The organism is Burkholderia sp. LAS2, from assembly GCF_018417615.1.
GTDB lineage: Bacteria > Pseudomonadota > Gammaproteobacteria > Burkholderiales > Burkholderiaceae > Burkholderia > Burkholderia sola.
Genome location: NZ_CP071053.1, coordinates 1 through 21,710 on the forward strand (window position 1 = coordinate 1; position 21,710 = coordinate 21,710).

The window sequence follows — 21,710 nt, forward strand, 5'->3', positions numbered from 1 at the left end:
GCAGGCCCGCGGCCCGCGCGGCACGATGAGCGAATGTGCGTTTCATTGCGCTTCCTTCACGAGTCCCGGCGTCGTCAGCACCACGTCCTTGACGGCTTCGTAGTAGCGGACATAGCCCGTGCAGCGACAGAGGTGTGCGTCGAGCGCGTCGGTGATCGTGCGTTCCACGTCGGCCTTCGCGATCGGCTCGCGCTTCAGGCGCTCGATCAGCACGGTCGCCGCGTTGACGAAGCCCGGCGTGCAATAGCCGCACTGGAAGCTGAAGTGTTCGAGGAACTTCTGCTGGATCGGCGACAGCTCGACCACCTCGCCGGCTTCATTGCGCTTCGCGTGGCCTTCGATCGTGCGGATCGAACGGCCGTGGAAGAAGTGCGCGCCGGTGATGCACGTGCGCATTTCGTCGCTCGTGCCGTCCGGCTTGTCGACGATCACGACGCACGCGTGGCAGATGCCCTGCCCGCAGCCGAGCCGCGAACCGGTGAGGCCCAGGTACTCGTGCAGGAACTCGATCATCATCAGCCCTTCCGGCACCTGCATCGGGCCGACCGACTTGCCGTTGATGTTGAGCGACAGCGGCTTCTGCTGGAACCGGACGAGCGGACGCTCGACGGGCGCCGCAGCGAGTGCAGCCGGTGCGACGGGCACGGATGCCGAAGCGGCCGAAGCCGCGCCGGCGCTCGCGGCCGAAGCCGCGGTTTGGGCGGTCGTCATGCGAGCACCTCCTGAATCTTTTGCGGGGTCACCGGCAGGTCGGTGAAACGATGGCCGATCGCGTGCGCGATGCCGTTCACGATCGCGCCGACGACGGGAATCATCACCACTTCGGCGACGCCCTTCGGCGGATCGGTCTCGGACAGCGGCGGCAGCACGTCGCCCGTCTGCGTCCATACGGCGACGTCGGACGCGCGCGGCAGCCGGTAACGGTTGAAGTTCCACGTGCCGTTGCCGGGGCCGTCCTCGTAGAGCGGCAGATACTCGTGCAGCGCATGGCCGATGCCCATCGCGAGACCGCCCTGCAACTGGCCCGATACGAGTTGCGGCGAAATCTGGTTCCCGCATTCCATGATCGAGTGATGCGTGAGCAGCTCGACCTTGCCGGTCGCTTCGTGCACGGCCAGCTCGACGAGCGTGCCCACCGCCGTGTAGTACGTGACGGCCGCGTTGTTGCGGCTCGTCGGCGGGATGAACACGCGCTTGCGATCGAGCACGCGATAGCCGTTCGCGGTCGGCGGCAGCGTGCCGCGCAGCGCGGTCGCGCCGGCTGGTGCGGCGGTGCCCGGCAGCGGGCCGTCGTCGCCGGTCTTCGGCGCGCCGACGCGCAGCGACAGCCCGTCGATCGGCAGACGCTCGACCGCGCCGCCCACTTCGAATTCGGCGTCGGTCCACTGCCAGCGGTTGAACACGTGCACGACGGCGCCGGTCGGCAGGCCGAGCGCATGCGCCTGCTTCGCGAGCTGCTCGAACGTCAGCGGCTCGAGGCCGTCGGCGGTCAGCTTGCCGTCGACCCAGCGCGCGTCCTCGATGCGGATCGTGTACGGCGCGGCCTGGCCGCCGCCGAGGCCGCGTGTCCAGATCGACATCGCGGCCGGCCACAGCCCGTAGCGGAACGCGGCGCGCGCGGCTTCGCGCGTGCTGTGCGTGAAGTAGTACGCGGAGTTCGTCGCGCTCGACGGCGACGCATAGCCGGGCGACCAGCGCGGGTTCGCGCTCAGGCGGTCCTGATCGGCCTGCGACATCAGGTACGGGTCGCCGCTCGTCTCGACCGGCAGGTCCGGCCATTCGGTCAGCGCGACGCGCACGTCGGTCGCCGGACGGCCGAGCCATTTCGCGACCGCGACGGCCTGAGACGTCGACATCCCGGTGCCGATCTCGGCCGCCGTGTGTTGCAGCGACACCTTGCCGTGCGCGTCGAATTCGACCTTCGCGAACGACGCTTCCGCACCCGTGCCGAAATCCTTCTGCACGCACGCGAAGCCGACGCCGTAGCGCTTGCCCGGATGCGCCGCCTCGAATTCGGCCTTGCGCGCGGCACGGCGCGTCCACAGCGGATGCTGCTTCGCGCGCTCGAGCACTTCGTCGACGCGCAGCGCGCCGGCGGGAATCGCCCCCTGTGTGTTCTTCATTCCCGAACGCAGCGCGTTGCGCAGCCGGAAGTCGATCGGGTCGATGTTCAATTGCGCGGCGATCTCGTCGACCGCCATCTCGGTCGCGGCCATGCTCTGCAGCGTGCCGTAGCCGCGCGCGGAACCGGCGTCGATCGCGCGCGACGCGATCGCGACGGCCGCGAGGTCGCTCTTCGGGAAGTAGTAGATCGATTGCGCGGCCGTGGCGCCGACCATCGCGACCGACGGCGAGAAGTTCGAGCGCCCCCCGCCGTTCGCCTCGAAGTCGCCCTTGAACGACTGCAGCAGGCCCGTGTTGCGGTCGACCGCGATCCGGTAATGCATCTTGAATGCGTGTCGCTTCAGCGACGTCTGGAACTGCTCGTAGCGATCGTTCGCGAAACGCACCGGGCGGCCGTCCGCGTACAGCGCGCAGACGAGGCCGTAGAACGGCACGTTGAAGTGATCCTTCGAGCCGTAGCCGACCGTGTAGCACGGATGCACGAACAGCTTCTTCACCGGGAAGCGGCATTTCGCGACCATCGCGGCCGCGTTCTCCGACACTTCCAGCGGCGACTGGGTCGGCACGACGAGATGCAGCGATTGCGTCGCGGCGTCGTACCAGCAGTTCGCGTTGTCGGGCTCGAGCGCGGCCGTGTCGACCGACTGCGTGTTGTATTCGCGGTCGAACACGAGCCAGTCGGCCGACGGCTGGTCGAGTTCGGCGGTGATCTGCCCGGCGAGGAACATGCCCTGCTCGTCTAGCTTGCCGTGCTCCTTGCCGTCCGGCCAGACCGGCAGATGCTTGCGCATCATGCTCGGGAAGATCGGCGCGTCCTTCAGGCTCGAATAGACGTCGTCGTCATAAGCCGTCTTGCCGCCCACGCGCACGTAGCGGAAGGTGCCCCACGGATCGCGCTCGAGCGGGCCCGTGACCGCGCCGTAGCGGATCACGTCGTCGCGGAACTTCAGCGCGTTCTTCGCGAAGCGAAAGCGCGCGAAGTCGTGATAGATCAGGATCGCGACCGCATGGCCGAGATACGCGGGCGTCTTGCCGGCCGGCAACAGCATGTCGTCGCCGTAGAACGCCGGGAACGCGACGCCGTCGCGCGCGAGATCGTCGGCCGTGACCACGCGGTCCGGTTTCAGCTCGTCGCCGAGCAGCGACAGGTCGAAGCCCTCGTACGTGCGGTCGGCCTGCGTGACGCGCAGGATCAGCGCGTGCGACTGCTGCTGCGGCCAGTGCGGCATGTCGGCCGCGCGCACGTCGCGGGCGAACACTTTCGAGCCCGTGACCTTCGCGATGCCGTCGATGCGGAATTGGGGGATGCCGGTGACGCTATCCCATTTGACGGGCGTGAGGAGTTTTTCTTCGAAGAGCGCCGCGAACGCGCGGCTGCCGATGGGCGCGACATACACCGCGACGCCCGCCAGCACGCTGGCTTTCAGAAAACCCCGCCGTGACAGGCCGTGGTTTTTCATTTGGGGGGAACCTCCTGAGGCGGCTCGGACGGCGATCGGGTGTCGCGGCGTCCGGAGCGGCGCGCATTCTGGCATTGTTTTGGATATATCGCCTATAGTATTTCCCGCATGAAATACTTATTGGAATTCTTATAACGGGTTTCAGCCGGGCTGCGGCGGGTGGTCGCAGCGGCGATTCGTTTGCGGTTTGCTTGCGGCGGAGGCAGTCGCGCCGGCTTCGGCGGCCGCCGCACATCGTTCCGTTCGCAACGAACGCTGCGTTCGCGCCGCCGCCTCCGCAAGCCCCCGCCGCCGGCGGCTGACAACCCGAGCACGAGACGATGCGCGGCGCCGCCAACCGGCCCGCGACGCCGGTTTTTCGTGGTAATGTCGTGCGCATCCGGCTCGGCCGGGCTTCCGCCACGTGCCGTGCGGAGCCGCCAGCCATCGCAACATCGTGTCGAGGTCGACAATCATGGCAGTCAGGGCGTCTCTCCTGAACTCCGTTCTCGCCACTCCCCCCTCCGGCAACCACCGCGTGACGGCCGCGCTGCGTCCGTCGATGCTCGTGACGCTGTTCGAGGACATCCGCCCGATGGCACTGTCCGGGCTCGGGAGCGGTTTCGTCGCGGCCGTCGCACTGATGCGGCTGCAGCAGCTGTGGTGCCTCGCGTGGCTCGTCCTGGACGTCGGCCTGCTCATTGCGCGCCTGTCGATCGTACGAGCCTACACGGTGCGGCGCGACGCAGGCGACGATCGCATCGAGTACTGGGCGATGCGCTATGCGCCGGTGTCGCTCGTCGCGTGCTTCGTGCTCGGCCTGGGCGTGATGGGCTGCGTGCAGGCCGCCGACGTCGAGCTCGGCACGCTGTCCGTGATGGTCGCGGGCGGCGTGTTCGGCGGAATCGCGTCGCGCAATTCGGCGCTGCCGCGGCTCGCGATGACGCAGGTCGTGCTCGGCGTGCTGCCGATCGGCGTCGGCGCGCTGCTGGCGCCGCGAACCGGCGCGTGGCTGCTCGTGCCGCCGCTCGCGATCTATCTGGCGGCGATGCGTACGGTCGTGCAGCGTCACTACCGCGTGCTCGTCGCGCTGATCGCCGCGCGCCAGCGCAACGCCGAACTCGTCGCGCGCTTCGACGCCGCCCTCACCTACATGCCGCACGGCCTGTGCATGATCGACGGCGACAGCCGCGTGATCGTCGCGAACCGGCGCACCGCACAACTGTTCGGCTCGCCGCGCGAGATCATGCTCGATACGCCGCTGCCGGCCGTGGTCGCCGCGCTCGGCACGCATGCCGTGACCGATCCCGGCGGCGCCGGCCTCGCCGCGCAGTGCGATGCATGGCTGAACCGCGCCGAGTCCGGGCCGCTCGACATCGTGCTCGCCGACGGCCGCCAGCTCGAACTGACGCGCCACCGCGTGCCGGACGGCAACGCGGTGATCATCGTCGAGGACGTCACCGCGCGCCGCCAGACCGAACAACAGATCCGGCACCTCGCGCGGCACGACGCGCTGACGGGGTTGCCGAACCGCCACGAACTGCATGCGGCGCTCAAGCGGATGCTCGCGCGCCGGCCGCGGCTGCCGAGCCCCGCGCTCGCCGTCATGTATCTCGACCTCGACGGCTTCAAGTCGATCAACGATCGCTTCGGCCACCAGGCCGGCGACGAAGTGCTCACCCAGGTCGCCGAGCGGCTCGGCAAGACGCTGCCGCCGGGCGAGCTCGCCGCACGCATCGGCGGCGACGAATTCGTCGTCGCGATCGACGACACGACGATGCAGGCGTGCTCGATCCTCGCCGCGCGGATCATCCGGCAGATTTCCGCGCCGTACGCGCTGTCGATCGGCGAGACCGTCTGCATCGGCATCAGCATCGGCATCGCGCTCGACGACGGGCACGGCTCGCCCGACGAGCTGATCCAGCACGCCGACAGCGCGCTGTACGACGCGAAGTCGGCCGGCAAGGGCATCTACTGCTTTTACTCGAGCGGCAGCGGCAGCCGCCGCATGGCGCCGGCCGCCACGACCTGAGCCGCCGACGCGCGCCGCGCCTCCGCCCTTTCCCGGCCTGCCGCCGCCTCCCGACGATTCAATTCCGAAACGCTTTGCGGGTTCGCACGTGACGCCGCGCGTTCGCATGTCACGTGACGTGTTCCGTAACATCGCCGTCCGGCGCCCCGCACGATGACGGCAGAAGCCCGCACGATCGAGGCCGAGCGCGGTATTTACCGGCTGGCATTCTTATTGCTCCTTGATGGGGAAAGAACGTTTCAGGGAGCTCGCCATGAATACCGTCGACGTCCTCGCGCGAACCGAAATCATCGACGAACAGGCGGTGATCGACGGCGCATCGCTGATCCGCCGGCTCGTGTCCGACCGCCGGATGCCGGCCGCGTACGATGCCGCATGCATCGACAATCCGCCGCTCACGCTGTACGGCGCGTTTCGCCAGGGCGTCGCCGATCACGCCGCGCGGCGTGCGAATCCGTATCGCGCCGGCAGCCGTTTCTGGGCACTGTGGGAAGAAGGACGTCTCGAAGCTGAAACATCCGGCCGGTAAGCCGGTCGTACGCGCCGGCCCTGTCGCGACAAGGGATCGGCGCGAAACGCGACGCGCGAATGCAGCCGGCTGGCGCACCGGCATGCGTTCATCGCTGCAACATCGCGCGGCCGCGCGTGGAGGGCCGCCAACGCACGGCAACGCGCCCGGCCGCGGCCGCGCGTCTCGCGGTCGATCCCGCCCCGCCCGCCGCGCGCGGCCGGTTTCCCCTATAAGATGGCAGATTCCGTTCATCGAACGATACCGCCATGACCGCCTCTTCCTCTCCGCGAAATCCCATCCACTGCGAAATCGATCTCGACGCGCAAGGCAAGCACGCGGGCTACCTGCGGCTACCGCACTCCGTGCACCGCTCCGCCTACGGCTGGCTGCCGATTCCGATCGCGTCGATCCGCAACGGCGACGGCCCGGTCGCGCTCGTGATGGCCGGCAACCACGGCGACGAGTACGAAGGCCAGATCATCGTGTCGCAGCTGATGCGCGAGATCGAACCCGACATGGTCAGCGGCCAGTTGATCCTGCTGCCGATGGCGAATTTCCCGGCGGCGGATGCGGGCCTGCGCGTGTCGCCGCTCGACGAAGGCAACCTGAACCGCAGTTTTCCCGGCGACCCGACCGGCACGCCGACGCAGATGATCGCCCACTACATCGAGCACGCGCTGCTGTCGCGCGCGCAGTATCTGGTCGATCTGCATTCGGGCGGCAGCTCGCTGCTGTACCAGGGCGGCAACATGCTCGCGATCGATCCGCTCGATGCCGACGAAGCCGAGAAGCTCAACGGGCTGCTGGTCGCGTTCGGGTTGCAGAACGCGCTGCTGCACGCGCCGAATCCCGTGCATTCGGCATCGGCCGCGCGTCGGCAAGGCGCGATCTCGATCGTCACCGAACTCGGCGGCGCCGGCATGGCCGATCCGTCGCTGATCCGGCTCGGCCGCCACGGGCTGCTGCATTACCTCGGCTATATCGGCCTGCTGCATGGCGCGCTCGTGCCCGACGCGCCGCCGACCGTCACGCGTTTCATGCGCGTCGACGGCGATCGTCATTTCCTCTATGCGTACGAGCGCGGGCTGTACGAGCCGCTCGTCGAACTCGGCGACCAGGTGAAAGCCGGCCAGCCGGCCGCGTGGGTGCATTTCCCCGATACGCCGTTACGCGAACCGGTGCTGCACCGGTTCAACGGCGATGGCGAAGTGGTGTGCAAGCGGGTGCCCGCGCAGGTCCAGCGCGGGGATTGTCTGTTTCAGTTGGCGGAATTGTCGACGCCGCCGCGCGTCATCGAGTGAGGAACGCGACTCGCGTGTTCGGGACCGTCGTACGCCAACGCCGGTGCGTACACGCGGACCGTCAGTCGGATGACACCGGCGACTCATTGCCCTGCGCAACGCCGCATTGATGGCAATGCGGGAAAAAGAAGAAATTCCGGCCACCGCATTCGCATACGTTGAAAAGCCTCAATCCGCAATGCACGCAGAACGTGGAATCGTCGCCGCCGAGATTCCATTGTTTGTCGCACGACGGGCAGCGCTTTTTCTCGAGCGACCGGACGGCTTTTTCGTATCCGATCGTCCGCGCGCGTTCGCCTCGATCCTGCTGCAATTCGAGCCGTTTGCGCTCGGCATAGCGCTGAAAGGCCTTCATCATGTAAAGGCCGGCGAATACCGTCAGCACGATACCGACCACGACCCGCACATAGCCGCCGAAATTCGGCAGGTACGGCACCAGTTCAATGAAAAACGCGCTCAATGCAAACAGGCCGAAACCGTACACGAACGGCCAGTAGCGCGCCTTGCGGTAGCGGATGAACAGCCAGGTCGCAACCAGCAGGATCGGCAGCGTCAGCGCCAGTCGCAGCCCGAACACCTGCATCTCGTAGCGCCGCGTTGCGTCGTCGAAGCGCCGTTCGGCGGCTGCGTCCGCTTCGGCGATTTGCGTGTCGACTTGAGCCTGCTGCGATGCCAGTGCCCGTTGCTGGTCGCCGATCGCATCGATCTGATGCTGCCAGTTGACCACCACGGCCTGGAGCGTATCGAGCGTGCGCGTTCTCGCCAGAATGTCCGGGTCCCTCGTCCCGTCACCTGTCACCGCGCGGGTGGCCAGCCAGTTGCGGAAGCTTTCCTTCTCGGCCGCGTATTCCTTCGCGGCGCGGCCGCGCGCCACTTCCATCGTGTCGGCCTTCTCGGCAAGCGCGTCGCGCTGCGCCCGCAACTGGCGCCGCGCCGCGTCCAGCCGCGCTTTCACCGGCGCATCGGCGAATTGCTCGATGACCGGCGGCCCGCCCCTCGGGGCGAACGCCATGTCGCGGATCACGAGACTGCCGAGCATGTTCAGAAAGACGGCGAAGATGATCGCAATCGCCCATGACGCGAGTCGCAGCAGCCGCGCCGGGCCGGTCAGGCCGTCGCCGGAAGTCATCATTGTTTTTTCCCCGTTGTTCGACTGGTTTCCATTGTCATCAATCTTGATGCAACCGTCGATTGCCTCGTGCTCGACGCCGCCACGATTCTGTGCAGCAGCATCACGGTTTCGCGCCGACGAGCACAACGCGCGCCTCGATACCAACGAAACGCGGCTCACCTCTATGCGGCGTAGGCATCCAACGCGTCCATAGGCACATGCAGTTTGCTATCTGCCGTGAGTGCGTCCAGCAGATGTTTCACGGTGACTTGCACCCGTGGCGCCACGAGTGCCCGGTGCGGGTACTGCATCACCATCTCGTATGTTCCGGGATGGTGAAACTGCTGGAGGACTGTCTTCAACGAACCGGAACGCAACCGATCCCACGCAAGATGAACGCCGACCTCGGCAATGCCAACGCCGTCGCATGCCGCCTGGACCAGGGATTCCGGTGCGGACAGCGTCAGCGTCGCTTTGCCGGACGGATCGAGCGTCGTGATGCTTTTGTCGTCACCGTTGAAATTCCACGACGCGACCTGACCGCTCAGGAATCGCCGTGCAATAAGTCGGTGCACGCGCAACGAATCCGGTGTCTCGGGCACGCCATGGCGCGCCAGATAGTCGGGAGACGCAACCAGCACGGTATTCAAGCGACAAACCGGGCGGGTCACCAGCGCGGAGTCCGGGATGTTGCCGCCTCTGACCGCAATGTCGTAACCGTCCCGGACAAGATCGACGACCCGATCGTCAAAGTCGACTTCGACCGACAGGCCGGGATAACGCGCGAGCAACGCAGGCAACGCCGGCAGTACATGGTCGCGCCCGAAGGCCGCGCTTGTCGAAATACGAACGCGCCCGGTCGGCACCGCGCGCTGCGCGGCAACCGAATCGATCGCTGCATCCAGCGTTTCGAGCGCGATGCGCGCGTGGCGGAGAAACGCCTCCCCTTCTTCAGTCAGCTTGAGCGAACGGGTCGTGCGATTCATCAACCGCACGCCCAATGCTTTTTCGAGGCCCGCCACATTCTTGCTCACGGCGGCTGACGTGACGCCCAATTGCCGGCCCGCCGCCGCAAAACTTCCCGCATCCACGGCCTGGACCAGGGAAATGATGGCTCGAACACGCTGCGAAGAATCCACATTTTCTCCATGACGGTCATCGCGCTCGTCGTTGCTGCGCAGGAGGATTCTAAACTTCCAGTTGAGGGTGGTTCAACCCTGTCGGAACTTCTCGTAACGATTGACGGTGGCGACAATGCCGAGCATCGCCACTGCCGCGAACCTTGCGAGACCTGAATGCTCATTACCGTCCTCTATGACAGTGGCTATGGCCACACCGCGAAGCAGCCGCAGGAGAAGAATCGTGTCGGCGGTTGGCTCGGCGCCATGGCGCAATCGGATGACGCGTCGCCGGACATCACGCCCATCCAGAGCGATATGGAAACGGCTGCCCATCTTGGCGAGCGCGTCGCCGAAGTGACCGGCCAGTTCAAGTCAGGAGCCGCACGATGAAATTACTTTGCCTCGATGTCCCGCTGCCCGGCGCCAGCCCGCAAGCCTATCAACCTCACCTCGTCGAAGAAGCGCGCCATGCGTGGCATCTCTATAAAAACGGCTTCGTGCGCGAAATCTCGTTCCGTCAGGATCGCCCGGGCGTCGCCATCATTGCCGAGAGCGATTCGGTGGACGCTGCAAGGCAGGCGCTCGCCGAGTTTCCGCTTGCCAAGGTCGGCCTGATCGACTGGGAGATCATTCCGCTCGGCCCGTTCGTCGGCTGGGAATCGCTGTTTGCGTCGCGCGACGCTTGACGATTCGGCAGCGTCTACCCCGAAGTCGATCCGTGTTTTTCGTGTGGTGATTGCGCAAGGTCGACCGCGAGCCACAGGCTTTGCGCGGTATGTCCAGTGGTGCCGTGTCGTCCCAAACCCTTCAAGGTGAATATGGAATATGTCAATCTGGGCCGAACGGGCCTGAAAGTCTCTCGTCTCTGCCTTGGATGCATGAGCTATGGCGAGCCGACTCGCCTGCCCCAGCCTTGGTCACTGGATGAAGCGGCCTCTCGTCCGTTTTTTCGGCAGGCCCTCGAAGCGGGCATCAATTTCTTCGACACTGCCAACATTTATTCGGGCGGAAGTTCCGAAGAGATCACGGGCCGGGCGCTCAACGACATGGCACGGCGCGAAGAGATCGTCGTCGCGACCAAGGCCTTCTTTCCGTGGCGTAACGCGCCCAATACCGGGTTTCTGTCGCGCAAGGCGCTGCTTCAGTCGATCGACGACAGCCTCGGCCGGCTCGGGATGGATTACGTCGACCTCTACCAGATCCACCGCTTCGACCACGGCACGCCCATAGAAGAAACGATGGAGGCGCTGCACGACATCGTGAAGTCGGGCAAGGCCCGCTACATCGGTGCATCGTCCATGGAAGCATGGCGCTTCGCCAAGATGCAGCACATCGCGGAGCGCAACGGATGGACACGCTTCATCTCCATGCAGCCGCAGTACAACCTCCTTTATCGGGAGGAGGAGCGCGAAATGTTGCCGCTTTGCGCCGACCAGGGCGTCGGGGTCATTCCATGGAGCCCGATGGCGCGTGGCAGGCTGACGCGCGATTGGAGCGAAACCACGCACCGCACGCAGAACGATGCCTTTGCACTGGCAATGTATCGGAACGCTGAAATCCAGGACCGGAAGGTGGTCGACGTCGTGGCGCGCATCGCCGAGGCTCGCGGCGTTCCGCGGGCGCACGTTGCGCTGGCGTGGCTACTGGCGAAGCCCGGGATCACGGCGCCGATCGTCGGCGCGACGAAGCCCGAGCATCTGGCCACCGCAATCGGCGCGCTCGACTTCGCACTAACGCAGGACGAAATCGCTGCGCTCGAAGCGCCGTATGTCCCGCATCTGGTTGATGGCATCGTGCCGCCGCTTCCGGACCATCCGCCGACGATCTCGTCGCCTCGGCACTGAATGTCCCGACCGGCGAAGCAAACGGATGGCGGTACGTCGCGCACGCGCCCCCGCCATCCGAAGTGCCGTCCGTGGACGAACGTCGAACGCAGATCGATCTATGAACCGCCCGTTCATCGAATATCGCCGCCCTGTCATCTTCGTGCTCGTGATGATGTGTGTGCTGCTGTGGTTGGGCAAGCACGGTAACGTCCACGCGCAGGAGCCGAAAATGTTGGTCCGAATCTCGGAAATCGAAATATTCAATCAGCATCTCGACGAATATCAGCGCGTTCTGAACGAGGAGGCTGAGGTGTCGGTACGCGCGGAACCGGGAGTGCTGTGCATTTTCCCGACCGCTCAAAAGGACAGTCCGACGCACATCAGGATTCTGGAAATTTATGCCAGCCGCGACGCTTACGATGCGCATATCAAATCGCCGCATTTCCAGAAGTACAAGCGCTCGACGCTGGAGATGGTGAAGTCGCTGCGACTCGTGGACATGGCCGCGCTCGATGCGGACGCAATGCCGCTGATCTTCAAGAAAATGAGCGGTCGGCCGTAACGAATGCTTTGCCAGACCGGAAGCAAGGATTGCAATTCGAGTAAGGCCGGCGTCAAGCTCAAAAACGAACGAGCGGTCCTGCAGTGCGTGGCCGTCCGCTTTCGGAGGTCGAGTGGCCCGCCAGGCGGCTTGTCGCTGCAGGCTCACGACCGTTCATGGCCGGCAACCCTCCCCGTCATATAGAATGACGCGCTTTGCCCGTACGCCTATGTGGTTCAAGAACCTTCAGCTTCACCGTCTTCCCGCACCCTGGGCCGTTACCGCCGACCAGATGGAAAAATGGCTGGCGCCCCACGCGTTCCAGCCGGGCAGCAGCGTCGAAATGCAGCGCGCCGGATGGGCGTCGCCGCGTGACGACGGCGCGCTCGTGTATTCGAACAACCGGCAGATGCTGCTGCTGTTTCGTGCCGAAAAGAAGCTGCTGCCGGCGTCGGTCGTCAATCAAGTGACCAAAGCGCGTGCGCTCGAAATCGAGGAGCAGCAGGGCTTCAAGGTCGGCCGCAAGCAAATGCGCGAACTCAAGGAACAGGTGACCGACGAACTGCTGCCGCGCGCGTTCAGCATTCGCCGCGATACCCGCGTGTGGATCGACACGGCGAACGGCTGGCTCGTCATCGATGCGGCTGCGCAGGCGCTTGCCGACGACGTTCGCAGCCTGCTCGTCAAATCGATCGACCAACTGCCGCTCGCCGGCGTTCAGGTGGCGCGTTCGCCGGTCGCCGCGATGACGGACTGGCTGCTGTCCGGCGACGCGCCGGGCGGATTCACCGTCGATCAGGACGCCGAGTTGCGTTCGACCGGTGAAGGCGGCGCCACGGTGCGATACGTGGGCCACGCGCTGGAAGCGAACGACATGCGCCGGCACATCGAAGCCGGCAAACAGTGCATGCGCCTCGCGATGACCTGGGATGACCGGATCTCGTTCGTGCTGACACCGTCGCTGACGATCAAGCGCGTCACGCCGCTCGACGTGATCAAGGAGGCGGCGGACCCGACCGCGCAGAATGACGATGAACGCTTCGATTCGGACTTCACGCTGATGACGGGTGAATTGGCGCGGATGCTGACCAGTCTTGTCGATATCCTGGGGGGCGATCGGCAGGACGCGATTCCTCAGGCGGCGGCAGCCTGAACGCCGTCGTCGTCGTCGATCGTCGCCCCGCGCTGACCCGACAATTCGGGGAGAACCCGTCGCCACGCTGGCGGCGGGCCTCGGCCGAGCGCTCGCGATCCTGACGAGCCAGCCTCGAATCGGCCTCACCAGTCGGCCGTCGAAACGACGACACCGCGCCAATCCTCGGCGATCATCCACGTCTTACACACCTCGAACGGGCATGGCCGCCACCCCGCCCGTTCGCCCCACCCCACTTCTCCTGCAAGCCTTCTTCCACCTTCGTCGAAATCCTTATCGAAATTGCTTCGTTCGTCTTTGCCGGCCGCGCCGCTAACGTGTTCAAAACGGCGGCGGCGCGCCCGATGCATCGCACGAAGCACGACAGCCGCCGCCATCACGACAACTGCGTCGCGATAACGGAACAGACCGGACGGGCCGCGTGCCCGCACCCCGCCAGGAACGTCCGCATCGCGCGCCCTTCGCGATGCCCATGGCCACGAACGACCGCATCATCGACACGACGCCGCTCGACGTCCGCGCGCAGCCGCTGATCGACGCGCTGATCGACGAGTATTCGACCCGTTACGACGCATACCGCCCCGACAGCCGCGCGTCGGCCCGCGACGAACTCGCGCGCTACCCGGCCGAACTGTTCGCGCCGCCCGAAGGCGCGTTCGTGCTGTTGCTGCGCGACGGCGAGACGATCGGCGGCGGCGCGTTCAAGCGCTACGACGCGCAGACCGCCGAACTGAAACGCATCTGGACGCGCATCGACCTGCGCCGCCAGGGCCTCGCGCGGCGCATCGTCGAAGCGCTCGAACTGCGCGCCGCACAGCAGGGTTATCGCCGTCTCTACCTGACGACCGGCTTTCGCCAGCCCGAAGCGTGGGCGCTGTACGACCGCACCGGCTACACGCGGCTGTTCGATGCGTCGATCGATCCCGAAGCGTATTTCCACCTGCGTTTCGGCAAGGATCTCGTCGATCCGTCGCGCACGTCGACGCTGGCCGACCTGTGGGCGCCCGTGCCCGAAGCGGCACTGCCGCGCTGATCGCACGGCACCCGTTCCGCTTTCAACGATTCCCCGCTTCCACGACAGGACGTTTTCATGCATCGAGCCGTACCGCTTTCATCCCGTGCCGTGCGCACGCTGGCCGCCGCGCTGATCGGCCTGAGCGCCTTCGCCGCCGCGATGGCCGCGGCCGCCGCGACCTTCGACCTGAGCCCCGAGCAGCGCGGCCGCCCGCGTGGCGCGGCCGATGCGGCGGTCGAGCGCGCGGTACCCGCGTCGTTCAAGTTCGCCGAGCCCGGCACGCTGACGATCGGCATCGCGCCGAGCCTGCCGCCGATCAGTTCGTATGCGACCGACGCACGCACGGTGATCGGCTTCGATGCCGACGTCGGCCAGCTCGTGTCCGACAGCCTCGGCCGCAAGCTGAAGATCGTCGCGCTCGCGTGGGCCGACTGGCCGCTCGCGCTCGAATCCGGGAAAGTCGACGCGGTGATCTCGAACGTGACCGTCACCGAGGAACGCAAGCAGAAGTTCGATTTCTCGACCTACCGCAAGGATCAGGTCGGCTTCTACGTGCGCAACGACAGCAAGATCCAGTCGATCCGCGAGCCGAAGGACGTCGCGGGGCTGCGCGTCGTGACCGACGCCGGCACCAACCAGGAAAAGATCCTGCTCGCGTGGGACCGCGACAACGTCGCGCACGGGCTGAAACCCGTGCAGATCCAGTACTACGACGACCAGGCGATGCGCATCGTCGCCGTGCAGTCGGGCCGGGCCGACGTGGTGTTCAGCGTGAACTCGGTGCTCGCGTATCAAAGCGCGCAGCAAGGCAAGACGCGGCTCGTCGGCGCGATCAGCGGCGGCTGGCCGCGCACGGCCGACATCGCGATCGCGACGCGTCGCGGCAGCGGCCTCGCCGATCCGCTGACCGTCGCGCTGAACGGGCTGATCAAGAATGGCCGCTATCAGCAGGTGCTCGACCGCTGGAACCTCGCGTCCGAAGCGATCGACCAGTCGCGCACGAATCCGCCCGGGCTGCCGAAAAGCTGAGCGCCCGCAACCGTCCATCCACGCTCACGCAGGAACGCCGCTCACCATGTCTTATTCGCTTTCGTTGCTGGACAAGAGTCCGATCGCCGACGGCGCGAACGCCGCCGATGCGCTGCGCTTCACCACGACGCTCGCGCAACGCGCCGAACAGCTCGGCTACGAACGCTTCTGGGTCGCCGAGCATCACGGCACGCCGGGGTTCGCGAGCTCGGCGCCGGAGATCGTCGTCGCGCACCTGCTCGCGCACACGTCGCGCATCCGCATCGGCTCGGGCGGCGTGATGCTGCAGCACTACAGCCCGTTCAAGGTCGCCGAGACGTTCAAGCTGCTGGCCGCGCTCGCGCCGGGCCGCGTCGATCTCGGCATCGGCAAGGCGCCCGGGGGGCTGCCGCTGACCACACGCGCGCTGCAGTGGTTCCACGACAAGACGCGCAAGCCCGATTTCGCGGGGCAGCTCGCGGAGCTCGACGCGTTTCTCGGCTGGGGCGTGGCAGAAGATCATCCGCTCGCTGGCGCGGTCGCGATGCCGGTGCCGCCGCAGTTGCCCGAACGCCTCCTGCTCGGCGGCTCGCCGGATAGCGGCGCGCTCGCCGCGCGCAACGGCTGGCGCTTCTGCTACGCGGGCCATTTCAACGGCGACGACGCGAATCTCGAACGCTCGCTCGACGCGTACCGCAGCGCGGGCGGCGAGAAGCCGCTCGTCGCGCTGTACGCGATCGCCGCGCCGACGCGCGACGAGGCCGAGCGGCTGATCGGGCCGCTGAAGATCTTCAAGCTGCAGTTCGCGGGCGGCCAGAGCTTCAATCTCGGCAGCGCGCAGGCCGCCGCGGAATTCGCGCGGCAAAGCGGCGCGTCCGACTACCGGATCGACGAGTTGCGCCCGACGGTGCTGGCCGATACGCCCGAGCGCGTGCATCGTGCGCTCGACGCACTGAGCCGGCGGCTCGACGTCGACGCGTTCGTGATCGATTCGCCGGTATCCGACTATGCGGCGCGGCTCGCGTCGGCCGAATGGCTCGGCGGCGCGTTGTCCACCACGCCGTTGCAGGCGGCCTTCGCGGCCGACCGCTCCCTCTCCCCTGACCAGAACGCGTGACGCTCTCATCATGACGACCCGACGATCGATCCCTTTCGGCCTGATGCTGCAAGGCGCAGGCAGCCACATGAATGCGTGGCGGCATCCGAGCAATCCGCCCGACGCAAGCATCAACCTCGACTTCGCGATCGGCGTCGCGCGCAAGGCGGAAGCCGCCGGCGTCGCGTTCGCGTTCGTCGCGGACGGCCTCTACATCAACGAGAAATCGATCCCGCACTTCCTGAACCGCTTCGAGCCGCTGACCGTGCTGTCGGCGCTCGCGGTCGCGACGAAGAAGATCGGGCTCGCGGGCACGATTTCGACGTCGTACAGCGAACCGTTCACGGTCGCGCGCCAGCTCGCGTCGCTCGACGCGATCAGCGGCGGGCGCGCGGGCTGGAACGTCGTGACGACGCCGCTCGAAGGCACTGCGAAGAATTACGGCAAGGCGCACCCGGATCACGAACTGCGCTACGAGATCGCCGACGAATATCTCGACGTCGTGCAGGGTCTGTGGGACAGCTGGGACGACGATGCATTCGTGCGCGATCGCGCGACCGGCCGCTTCTTCGACCGCGACAAGCTGCATACGCTCGATCACCACGGCCGCTTCTTCCAGGTCGCGGGCCCGCTGAACATCCAGCGCTCGCCGCAGGGGCAGCCGGTGATCTTCCAGGCCGGCTCGTCCGATACCGGCATCGGCCTCGCGGGCAAATACGCGGATGCCGTGTTCACGCATTCGCCGTCGATCGACGAAACGGCCGCGTTCACGCGGCGCGTGAAACAGAGCGCCATCGAGCACGGGCGGCAGGCCGGCGACGTGAAGATCTTCCCGGGCGTCGGGCCGATCGTCGGCCGCACGGCCGCCGAAGCGGAGGACAAGTACCAGGCGATCCGCGACCTGCTGACCATCGACGAAGCGCTCGCGTACCTCGGCCGCTATTTCGATCACCACGATTTCACGCAGTACGCGCTCGACGCGCCGTTCCCGGAACTCGGCGAGCTCGGCCGCAACAGCTTCCGCTCGACCACCGACCGCATCAAGGCCGATGCGAAACAGAAAGGCCTGACGCTGCGCGAGACGGCGCTCGCGGTCGCGACGCCGCGCCCGAACTTCATCGGCACGGCCGAGCACGTCGCCGACGAACTGATCCGCTGGCACGACGCGGGCGCCGGCGACGGCTTCATCCTCGGTTTTCCAGTGCAGGCGCAGGGCGTCGACGATTTCATCGAGCTCGTGATTCCGGTGCTCGAGGCGCGCGGCCGCTACAGCCGCGACCTGCCCGGCGCCACGCTGCGCGACCACCTCGGTCTGCCGCGCAAGGCGAGCCGCTACGCGACGCCTGGCGCCGCACAGGAAGCGGCCGCCGAAGCGCACGCTTGACGCCGCCGCGCCGCCCGTGCGCGGCGCGGCGCACCTGCCCGATCGATCGATTCGAGGATTCCCACGACATGAGCGACACGACCCACCTCGGCGGCGCGCTGCCGCCGCTCTCTTCCCCCGGCACACGCGAGCCCGGCACGCATGTGCGGATCGTGCCCGCGCGCCACCGGTCGCGCACGGCCGGCACCGTGCTCGCGCTCGTGCTGATCGCGATCACGCTGCATTCGATCCTCGGCAATCCGCAATGGGGCTGGCCTGTGTTCGCCGAATGGTTCCTGTCGCCGCCCGTGCTGTCGGGGCTCGCGCGCACGCTGGTGCTGACGCTGCTCGGCGCGGTGTTCGGCTTCGTGCTCGGCGCGTTCGTCGCGCTGGCCCGGCTGTCGCGTTCGCGCCTGCTGTCCGCCAGCGCCTGGACCTTCGTGTGGCTGTTCCGCTCGATTCCGCTGATCGTGCTGCTGCTGATCCTGAACAACCTCGGCTACCTGTACGAGCATGTGCGGCTCGGCGTGCCGTTCACCGACATCGTGTGGTTCGACACGCCGACCACCGATCTGATCAGCCCGTTCCTCGCGGCCGTGCTCGGCCTCACGCTGAACCACGCGGCGTTTTCCGCGGAAGTGATCCGCGGCGGCATTCTCGCGGTCGACCAGGGGCAGCTCGAAGCCGCCGCCGCGCTCGGGCTGCCGCGCGGCCGGCAGACGTCGCGGATCGTGCTGCCGCAGGCGATGCGCGCGATCCTGCCGACTGCGTTCAACGATCTGATCTCGCTCGCGAAAGGCACGTCGATGGTGTACGTGCTCGCGATGCCGGAGCTGTTCTACACGGTGCAGGTGATCTACCGCCGCAACCTCGAAGTGATTCCGCTGCTGATGGTCGCGACCGTCTGGTACCTGATCATCCTGACCGCGCTGTCCGCGATCCAGGTGCAGGTCGAGCGGCACTATGCGCGCGGCGCGCTGCGCAATCCGCCGCCGTCCGTGGTCACGTTCGCGCTCGCGCGGATCGGCGGGCTGTGGCGGCGTGTCGCGTCGCGTCGTGCGGTATCGAGCGCGCATGTCGACGAGCGCCGCGCCGATACCGCGGCGGCGGTGTCGCGCACCGGCGGCGAAGTGGCCGTGCATGGCGTGTCGAAGCAGTTCGGCATGCAGCGCGTGCTCGACAACGTATCGTTCGTCGCGCCGCGCGGCAGCGTGACCGTGATCGTCGGGCCGTCGGGCTCCGGCAAGTCGACGCTGCTGCGCACGATCAACCATCTCGAACGCGTCGACGACGGTTTCATCGACATCGACGGCGAACTGATCGGCTATCGCCGCGACGGCGACGTGCTGCACGAATTGAACGAACGCGACGTACTGAAGCGGCGCACGGCCGTCGGCATGGTGTTTCAGAACTTCAACCTGTTCCCGCACCTGACGGTGCTCGAGAACCTGGTCGAAGCGCCGGTCGCCGTCGCGGGCGTGACGCACGACGCAGCCGAGCACACGGCGCGCACGCTGCTCGCGCGGGTCGGCCTCGCGGATAAGGCCGATGCGTACCCGCGCCAGTTGTCCGGCGGCCAGCAGCAACGCGTCGCGATCGCGCGGGCGCTCGCGTTGCGACCGAAGGTGCTGCTGTTCGACGAACCGACGTCGGCGCTCGATCCCGAACTCGTCAACGAAGTGCTCGACGTGATCAAGGAACTCGCGCGCTCGGGCACGACGCTCGTGATCGTCACGCACGAGATCGGCTTCGCACGCGAAGTCGCGGACAACGTGCTGTTCATGGAACGCGGGCGCATCGTCGAGGCCGGGCCACCCGCCGTCGTGCTCGACGCGCCGTCGCATTCGCGCACCCGTGCGTTCCTGTCGCGGGTGCTGTGATGCGCGCCGCTTCCCACCTGCGAGGTGCCGCGCGATGACCGATCGACGCCGATTCATCACGGCCGCGCTGGTCGCGGCATCGGGCCTGCCGCGGCATGCGGCGCGCGCGGCGGCCACTACCGCCGATCTTGATCCGCGCCAGGCCGGCCGCCCACGCGCCGGCCCCGACGACGCGGCCATCCGCGCGGCAAGCGGCTATCGCTGGGTACGCGACGGTGCGTTCACGGTCGCGATCTCGCCGCATGCACCGCCGGTGTCGACCTATGCGACCGACGCGCGCACCGTGGTCGGCGCCGATCCCGACTATGCGCAGCTCGTCGCCGACGCGCTCGGCCGCACGCTCGTGCTGGTGCCGATCGCGTGGGCCGACTGGCCGCTCGGGCTGACGTCCGGCAAGTACGACGCGGTGATCTCGAACGTCGGCGTGACCGAGAAGCGCAAGGAGAAATACGATTTCACGACCTACCGGCTCGGGCTGCACGGCTTCTACGTGCGCACCGCCAGCCCGATCGCGAAGATCGCGGAGCCGAAGGACGTCGCGGGTTTGAGGATCATCACCGGCGCCGGCACGAGCCAGGAGCGCATCCTGTTCGAATGGAGCAAGCGCAACGTCGCGCAGGGGCTGAAGCCGGCCGAGCTGCTCTATTTCGACGACGATGCGACCGCGCGCGTCGCGCTGCTGTCGGGCCGCGCGGATGCGGAGCTGAACCCGAACGCGTCGCTCGCGTACGAGGCCGCGCGCAGCGGCAAAATTCGCCGTGTCGGCGTCGTCAATGCCGGCTGGCCGGCGAATGCGGATGTGGCGATCGCGACGCGTCGCGGCAGCGGGCTCGCGCCCGCGCTGACGCTCGCGACCAATGCGCTGATCGGCAACGGCCGCTACGGACAGGCGCTCGCGCGCTGGGGGTTGCAGAGCGAGGCGATCGCGCGGGCGGAGACCAATCCGCCGGGGTTGCCGTCGTTTTGAGCGTTCAATGCACTCGCCCCGGCATGCCGTGACGGCGATGCCGGGGCGATTCGACTCACTGCTTGTTCGCCTACGCCGACACCGCGTCCCGATACCGGTCCAGTTCCGCGACATGCGCATGAATCGCCGGAATCAGCTCGCGCCCGTAAGCCAGCGCATCGTCGAGCGGATCGAAACCGCGAATCAGGAACGTCGATACGCCGAGCCGATAATACGCGCCCAGCGCCCGCGCGACCTGCTCGGGCGTGCCGACCAGCGCGGTCGAATTCCAGCGCGCGCCGGTCAGGTTCGCGACGCCCATCCACAGCCGCTCGTCGACCACGTCGCCCTGCGCGGCGGCCGCCATCAGCCGCTGCGAGCCCGCATTCTGCGGCGCGTGACCCGCGATCGGCTGGCCGTTCGCGATCCGCGCCGCGCGCACGCGCTCGCGGATCGCCTCGGCCTTTTCCCACGCGGCTGCCTCGGTATCGGCGATGATCGGCCGAAACGACACGCTGATGCGCGGCGCCCGCCCGAACGGCGCGGCAGCGGCACGCACGCGCGCGATCTGCTCGCGCACCGCGTCGAGCGGCTCGCCCCACGTCATGTAGACGTCCGCATGCTCACCGGCGACCGCGAGCGCGGCCGGCGACGAGCCGCCGAAATAGATCGGCACGTGCGGCCGCTGCGCGCCCTTCACGACCGGCGACGCGCCGCGCAGCCGATAGAACGCGCCGTCGTGATCGACCGGCGCATCGGCCCGCCAGATCCGTTTCAGCACGTCGAGATATTCGCCGGTGCGGCGATAGCGCGCGTCGTGCGGCACGAAATCGCCGTCGCGCTGCAGATCCGCATCGTCGCCGCCGGACACCACGTTCAGCGCGAGCCTGCCACCGCTGAACACGTCGAGCGTCGCGATCTGCCGCGCGGCGGCCGACGGCACGATCACGCCCGGCCGGTGCGCGAGCAGCAGCCGGATGCGTTCGGTCGCGGCGGCCGCGAACGACGCGACGATGAAGCCGTCCGCCGCGTTGCTGAAATGGCCGACCAGGATCTGGTCGAAGCCGGCCGCCTCGTGCGCCTGCGCGAAGCGGCGCACGTAGTCGGGCTGGACGGCCGCGCCGCCCGGTACGTCGACCTCCGCGCCGGGTGTCGCGGTGATCATGCCGATGATGTCGACTGGCATGTCGGGGTGTCCTTGGGTATGTCGATCGGGAATCGCGGAAATCGCGGGAATCGTGAA

19 protein-coding genes and 1 pseudogene are annotated in these 21,710 nt (G+C 67.2%); 14 read left to right on the forward strand and 6 right to left on the reverse strand.

Features of this window, described 5'->3' with window-relative positions; translation table 11 throughout:
- Positions 1 to 42: 42 nt before the first annotated feature.
- Entirely contained in the window at positions 43 to 711 is a 669-nt protein-coding gene (locus JYG37_RS20410; protein ID WP_176015729.1) for a (2Fe-2S)-binding protein, read from the reverse strand.
- Positions 708 to 3,584 carry a xanthine dehydrogenase family protein molybdopterin-binding subunit gene (locus JYG37_RS20415; protein WP_213346295.1) on the reverse strand — a complete coding sequence of 959 codons (2,877 nt, stop codon included), beginning with the start codon at positions 3,582 to 3,584 and terminating at the stop codon, positions 708 to 710. The genes JYG37_RS20410 and JYG37_RS20415 overlap by 4 nt, the downstream gene beginning before the upstream one ends.
- Before the next feature lie 454 nt (positions 3,585 to 4,038).
- Here JYG37_RS20415 and JYG37_RS20420 point away from each other — a divergent pair, with 454 nt between their 5' ends.
- From JYG37_RS20420 to JYG37_RS20430, 3 genes are all read left to right on the forward strand, one after another.
- Positions 4,039 to 5,595 (forward strand): sensor domain-containing diguanylate cyclase, encoded by a 1,557-nt coding sequence (locus JYG37_RS20420; RefSeq protein ID WP_050014068.1) that lies wholly within the window; start codon positions 4,039 to 4,041, stop codon positions 5,593 to 5,595.
- A 253-nt stretch (positions 5,596 to 5,848) separates the two neighbouring features.
- Positions 5,849 to 6,124, forward strand: coding sequence for a hypothetical protein (locus JYG37_RS20425; RefSeq protein WP_050014069.1), 276 nt, complete (start codon positions 5,849 to 5,851; stop codon positions 6,122 to 6,124).
- Between the two features lie 248 nt (positions 6,125 to 6,372).
- Positions 6,373 to 7,407, forward strand: a complete 1,035-nt coding sequence (locus tag JYG37_RS20430) for a succinylglutamate desuccinylase/aspartoacylase domain-containing protein (RefSeq protein WP_213346296.1) — start codon at positions 6,373 to 6,375, stop codon at positions 7,405 to 7,407.
- A gap of 61 nt (positions 7,408 to 7,468) precedes the next feature.
- Here JYG37_RS20430 and JYG37_RS20435 read toward each other — a convergent pair whose 3' ends face one another.
- The gene (locus tag JYG37_RS20435; protein ID WP_502776037.1) at positions 7,469 to 8,536 is read right to left on the reverse strand and encodes a hypothetical protein; all 1,068 of its coding nucleotides are present in this window, start codon (positions 8,534 to 8,536) and stop codon (positions 7,469 to 7,471) included.
- A 164-nt stretch (positions 8,537 to 8,700) separates the two neighbouring features.
- Entirely contained in the window at positions 8,701 to 9,657 is a 957-nt protein-coding gene (locus JYG37_RS20440) for a LysR family transcriptional regulator (protein ID WP_050014071.1), read from the reverse strand.
- Positions 9,658 to 9,858: 201 nt separating this feature from the next.
- Here JYG37_RS20440 and JYG37_RS20445 point away from each other — a divergent pair.
- The 5 genes and pseudogenes from JYG37_RS20445 to JYG37_RS20465 form a co-directional block, all read left to right on the forward strand.
- Positions 9,859 to 10,029 (forward strand): annotated as a pseudogene (locus tag JYG37_RS20445) (flavodoxin family protein); the annotation flags it as partial.
- Positions 10,026 to 10,325 (forward strand): hypothetical protein, encoded by a 300-nt coding sequence (locus JYG37_RS20450; protein WP_050014073.1) that lies wholly within the window; start codon positions 10,026 to 10,028, stop codon positions 10,323 to 10,325. The pseudogene JYG37_RS20445 and the gene JYG37_RS20450, both read left to right, overlap by 4 nt.
- 132 nt (positions 10,326 to 10,457) lie before the next feature.
- On the forward strand, positions 10,458 to 11,483 hold the full coding sequence (locus JYG37_RS20455) for an aldo/keto reductase (RefSeq protein WP_050014074.1): 1,026 nt from the start codon (positions 10,458 to 10,460) through the stop codon (positions 11,481 to 11,483).
- A 100-nt stretch (positions 11,484 to 11,583) separates the two neighbouring features.
- Positions 11,584 to 12,027 carry a putative quinol monooxygenase gene (locus tag JYG37_RS20460; RefSeq protein WP_235356226.1) on the forward strand — a complete coding sequence of 148 codons (444 nt, stop codon included), beginning with the start codon at positions 11,584 to 11,586 and terminating at the stop codon, positions 12,025 to 12,027.
- 208 nt (positions 12,028 to 12,235) lie between these two features.
- Positions 12,236 to 13,159, forward strand: coding sequence for a recombination-associated protein RdgC (locus JYG37_RS20465; protein WP_050014075.1), 924 nt, complete (start codon positions 12,236 to 12,238; stop codon positions 13,157 to 13,159).
- Between the two features lie 125 nt (positions 13,160 to 13,284).
- Here the strand turns inward: JYG37_RS20465 and JYG37_RS20470 are convergent, their stop codons facing one another.
- Complete coding sequence (locus tag JYG37_RS20470) at positions 13,285 to 13,536, reverse strand: hypothetical protein (RefSeq protein ID WP_124557144.1); 252 nt, start codon at positions 13,534 to 13,536, stop codon at positions 13,285 to 13,287.
- A 95-nt stretch (positions 13,537 to 13,631) separates the two neighbouring features.
- On the opposite strand from JYG37_RS20470, the gene JYG37_RS20475 reads away from it, so the two are divergent.
- The 6 genes from JYG37_RS20475 (at position 13,632) to JYG37_RS20500 (ending at position 20,488) form a co-directional block, all read left to right on the forward strand.
- Complete coding sequence (locus JYG37_RS20475) at positions 13,632 to 14,192, forward strand: GNAT family N-acetyltransferase (protein WP_124593377.1); 561 nt, start codon at positions 13,632 to 13,634, stop codon at positions 14,190 to 14,192.
- 57 nt (positions 14,193 to 14,249) lie between these two features.
- Positions 14,250 to 15,203, forward strand: coding sequence for an ABC transporter substrate-binding protein (locus tag JYG37_RS20480; protein ID WP_050014077.1), 954 nt, complete (start codon positions 14,250 to 14,252; stop codon positions 15,201 to 15,203).
- Positions 15,204 to 15,249: 46 nt separating this feature from the next.
- Positions 15,250 to 16,299, forward strand: a complete 1,050-nt coding sequence (locus JYG37_RS20485) for an LLM class flavin-dependent oxidoreductase (RefSeq protein ID WP_213346297.1) — start codon at positions 15,250 to 15,252, stop codon at positions 16,297 to 16,299.
- A gap of 10 nt (positions 16,300 to 16,309) precedes the next feature.
- Positions 16,310 to 17,662, forward strand: a complete 1,353-nt coding sequence (locus JYG37_RS20490; RefSeq protein ID WP_089489386.1) for an LLM class flavin-dependent oxidoreductase — start codon at positions 16,310 to 16,312, stop codon at positions 17,660 to 17,662.
- A 68-nt stretch (positions 17,663 to 17,730) separates the two neighbouring features.
- Positions 17,731 to 19,521, forward strand: coding sequence for an amino acid ABC transporter permease/ATP-binding protein (locus tag JYG37_RS20495; protein WP_080334267.1), 1,791 nt, complete (start codon positions 17,731 to 17,733; stop codon positions 19,519 to 19,521).
- Positions 19,522 to 19,555: 34 nt separating this feature from the next.
- On the forward strand, positions 19,556 to 20,488 hold the full coding sequence (locus JYG37_RS20500; RefSeq protein ID WP_213346298.1) for an ABC transporter substrate-binding protein: 933 nt from the start codon (positions 19,556 to 19,558) through the stop codon (positions 20,486 to 20,488).
- A 70-nt stretch (positions 20,489 to 20,558) separates the two neighbouring features.
- Here JYG37_RS20500 and JYG37_RS20505 read toward each other — a convergent pair whose 3' ends face one another.
- Positions 20,559 to 21,653 carry an LLM class flavin-dependent oxidoreductase gene (locus JYG37_RS20505; RefSeq protein ID WP_213346300.1) on the reverse strand — a complete coding sequence of 365 codons (1,095 nt, stop codon included), beginning with the start codon at positions 21,651 to 21,653 and terminating at the stop codon, positions 20,559 to 20,561.
- Between the last annotated feature and the right edge of the window lie 57 nt (positions 21,654 to 21,710).

Bases quoted from the DNA above. Each gene is read 5' to 3' on its own strand.
- JYG37_RS20410 (WP_176015729.1), bottom strand. From the start codon at position 711: ATGACGACCGCCCAAACCGCGGCTTCGGCCGCGAGCGCCGGCGCGGCT.
- JYG37_RS20415 (WP_213346295.1), bottom strand. From the start codon at position 3,584: ATGAAAAACCACGGCCTGTCACGGCGGGGTTTTCTGAAAGCCAGCGTG.
- JYG37_RS20420 (WP_050014068.1), top strand. From the start codon at position 4,039: ATGGCAGTCAGGGCGTCTCTCCTGAACTCCGTTCTCGCCACTCCCCCC.
- JYG37_RS20425 (WP_050014069.1), top strand. From the start codon at position 5,849: ATGAATACCGTCGACGTCCTCGCGCGAACCGAAATCATCGACGAACAG.
- JYG37_RS20430 (WP_213346296.1), top strand. From the start codon at position 6,373: ATGACCGCCTCTTCCTCTCCGCGAAATCCCATCCACTGCGAAATCGAT.
- JYG37_RS20435 (WP_502776037.1), bottom strand. From the start codon at position 8,536: ATGACTTCCGGCGACGGCCTGACCGGCCCGGCGCGGCTGCTGCGACTC.
- JYG37_RS20450 (WP_050014073.1), top strand. From the start codon at position 10,026: ATGAAATTACTTTGCCTCGATGTCCCGCTGCCCGGCGCCAGCCCGCAA.
- JYG37_RS20455 (WP_050014074.1), top strand. From the start codon at position 10,458: ATGGAATATGTCAATCTGGGCCGAACGGGCCTGAAAGTCTCTCGTCTC.
- JYG37_RS20460 (WP_235356226.1), top strand. From the start codon at position 11,584: ATGAACCGCCCGTTCATCGAATATCGCCGCCCTGTCATCTTCGTGCTC.
- JYG37_RS20465 (WP_050014075.1), top strand. From the start codon at position 12,236: ATGTGGTTCAAGAACCTTCAGCTTCACCGTCTTCCCGCACCCTGGGCC.
- JYG37_RS20470 (WP_124557144.1), bottom strand. From the start codon at position 13,536: ATGGCGGCGGCTGTCGTGCTTCGTGCGATGCATCGGGCGCGCCGCCGC.
- JYG37_RS20475 (WP_124593377.1), top strand. From the start codon at position 13,632: ATGGCCACGAACGACCGCATCATCGACACGACGCCGCTCGACGTCCGC.
- JYG37_RS20480 (WP_050014077.1), top strand. From the start codon at position 14,250: ATGCATCGAGCCGTACCGCTTTCATCCCGTGCCGTGCGCACGCTGGCC.
- JYG37_RS20485 (WP_213346297.1), top strand. From the start codon at position 15,250: ATGTCTTATTCGCTTTCGTTGCTGGACAAGAGTCCGATCGCCGACGGC.
- JYG37_RS20490 (WP_089489386.1), top strand. From the start codon at position 16,310: ATGACGACCCGACGATCGATCCCTTTCGGCCTGATGCTGCAAGGCGCA.
- JYG37_RS20495 (WP_080334267.1), top strand. From the start codon at position 17,731: ATGAGCGACACGACCCACCTCGGCGGCGCGCTGCCGCCGCTCTCTTCC.
- JYG37_RS20500 (WP_213346298.1), top strand. From the start codon at position 19,556: ATGACCGATCGACGCCGATTCATCACGGCCGCGCTGGTCGCGGCATCG.
- JYG37_RS20505 (WP_213346300.1), bottom strand. From the start codon at position 21,653: ATGCCAGTCGACATCATCGGCATGATCACCGCGACACCCGGCGCGGAG.